The sequence below is a fragment of the Microcystis sp. M20BS1 genome (genome assembly GCF_020245305.1).
GTDB classification, from domain to species: domain Bacteria; phylum Cyanobacteriota; class Cyanobacteriia; order Cyanobacteriales; family Microcystaceae; genus Microcystis; species Microcystis ichthyoblabe_A.
The window spans coordinates 1-2,508 of sequence record NZ_JADBUZ010000196.1 but is presented as its reverse complement, the minus strand read 5'-3'; the positions used below and the strand labels follow the sequence as shown (position 1 = coordinate 2,508).

At 44.6% G+C, this 2,508-nt stretch carries 2 protein-coding genes; one reads left to right on the top strand and one right to left on the bottom strand.

Annotated elements, in window-relative coordinates; translation table 11 throughout:
- Positions 1–94: 94 nt before the first annotated feature.
- Positions 95–250, top strand: a complete 156-nt coding sequence (locus IM507_RS19205; RefSeq protein ID WP_353847178.1) for a DUF29 family protein — start codon at positions 95–97, stop codon at positions 248–250.
- 149 nt (positions 251–399) lie between these two features.
- Here the strand turns inward: IM507_RS19205 and IM507_RS19200 are convergent, their stop codons facing one another.
- Positions 400–2,130 carry a calcium-binding protein gene (locus IM507_RS19200; RefSeq protein ID WP_287637543.1) on the bottom strand — a complete coding sequence of 577 codons (1,731 nt, stop codon included), beginning with the start codon at positions 2,128–2,130 and terminating at the stop codon, positions 400–402.
- Positions 2,131–2,508: the final 378 nt, after the last annotated feature.

Here is a 2,508-nt window from a genome sequence, read left to right as displayed (position 1 = left end):
CATTCTAGCAAATAGAGAGAATTCTTGTCCATTAAGAAATGTTACAAATTACATGGGTACATTAAGAAAAGTTAAGGGGCGTATCCATTGATGGATAAGGGTTTTCGGCTATTATAGTATATATGTATGGGGGAAGTTCAGTTATCAAAAAGCTCTGGGAAAAGCGAGCCGCAAAAGTGGATTAACTTTACCAGTGGATTGTCCTTGGACAATTGAGAAAATTCTTGATGAGGATTCGTTACCTGGTTAATACATACTCAAAAATAATGCTGTTTTTGAAAGGATTAATATCGCTGTTAAAGTTGGGATTTTTAGTGACTGAATGATGGGGGGCCGACAAAAAAACCCCGCCGTTAGCGGGGGACATGGCATAGTTTTCCTGTGATGCCTAGCTAAGACTTACACCCCGTAAACGAAGTCAGCATTAGTCATGCCAGCTGCGGCAACAGCCCCAACATTGGCAATTAGGTAACTATCGACGACGTCGGAATCGTTATACCAGATGTCGCCGTTGCTAGTGTTGACGTAGATGCCGGAGGAGTCTCCCAATGCTCCCCCAGTCAACCCAGCTCCCTGGAAGAACTGGGCAGCGTCAAGGACACTTCCGTCCACGTTACCACTATTAAAGAGCAGACCCTTGATCCCCGGATTAATGGCATCGGTCAAAGTGCTGTCAAGACTGTTCGCCAGAATGATCGTGTCAGCGGGTACAGAGAAGTCGGTGATCAGATCACGGTTCGCTACGTTGTCGAGCCTGAAGAAATCGTTTCCAGCACCACCAGTAAGAGTATCCAGACCCAGGCCACCATTGATGGTGTCGTTACCAGCTTCACCGAAGAGGGAATTATCCGCAGTGTTCCCAGTGATGGTGTCATTGCCAGCAGTGCCAATTAGATTTTCGATGCTGACCAATGTATCTGTAAAGACAGAATTACCGGGGAAACTCACTACACCCGTTGATAAATTAGCATTGATCGGTCCCCAATAGAAAGCATAGGATGTCGTGTCATTTCCCAGACCCCCATCAATGGTATCAAAACCAAATCCACCGTCTATCCAGTCATTACCAGCGCCGCCAAATAATTTGTCGTTACCATCGCCACCATTGATGGTATCGTTGCCAGCTTCACCGAAGAGGGAATTATCCGCAGTGTTCCCGATGATTGTGTCATTGCCAGCAGTGCCAATTAGATTTTCAATACTGATCAATCTGTCTGTAAAGACAGAATTACCAGGGAAACTCACTAAACCCGTTGCTAAATTAGCATTGATCGGTCCCGAATAGAAAGCATAGGATGTCGTGTCATTTCCCAGACCTCCATCAATGGTATCAAAACCAAATCCACCGTCTATCAAGTCATCACCAGTGCCGCCAAATAATTTGTCGTTGCCATCGCCACCATTGATGCTATCGTTGCCAGCACCACCATTGAGGGAATTATTCGCAGTGTTCCCGATGATTGTGTCATTGCCAGCAGTGCCAATTAGATTTTCGATGCTGACCAATGTATCTGTAAAGACAGAATCACCGGGGAAACTCACTACACCCGTTGATAAATTAGCATTGATCTGTCCCCAATAGAAAGCATAGGATGTCGTGTCATTTCCCAGACCCCCATCAATGGTATCAAAACCAAATCCGCCGTCTATAAAGTCATCACCAGTGCCGCCAAATAATTTGTCGTTGCCATCGCCACCATTGATGGTGTCGTTGCCAGCTTCACCGAAGAGGGAATTATTCGCAGTGTTCCCGATGATGGTGTCATTGCCAGCAGTGCCAATTAGATTTTCAATACTGATCAATCTATCTGTAAAGACAGAATTACCAGGGAAACTCACTACACCTGTTGCTAAATTAGCATTGATCGGTCCCCAATAGAAAGCATAGGATGTCGTGTCATTTCCCAGACCCCCATCAATGGTATCAAAACCAAATCCACCGTCTATAAAGTCATCACCAGTGCCGCCAAATAATTTGTCGTTGCCATCGCCACCATTGATGGTATCGTTGCCATTATAGCCATAAATGGTATCATCCCCCCAGAGTCCAAAATACCATCCAGTGACTCCAGCTGATGCCGAAGATGGAGTAATGATGTTATTCAAGCCATTTCCGGTAACTAGGGGCATAATTTAGTCCTTCTTAAAATTACATAATTTACACCCTGTGCCACTGTATTTTTAGTCTTGATTGCCAAGGCTTTCAGAAATCGGCAGAGATAAAGTATCCTCTGGAACCCTGATTCTGTCGTTTTTAGTTGCACATTGCGTAATTGTTGCCATCCTACAGCCAAAAGTCTAGAATGGTCATTAATTTTTGTGAATGGTCGGGTCTTCTAACCGAAGGCATTGACGAAAAACACATTATATCTGTCCTAGAGGCACTATGAAAAAGCTTAAGCAATACTGGACTGCTGAAGCACTGGAAAAAGACTTAGGCGATCCTCTCAATCCCGATAACCCTCTATCCTACAAGCGGGTGATCGAAATTGATGAGAGCGAAGAATT

Coding starts and splice junctions, on each gene's coding strand:
- IM507_RS19200 (WP_287637543.1), bottom strand. CDS start 2,130: ATGCCCCTAGTTACCGGAAATGGCTTGAATAACATCATTACTCCATCT.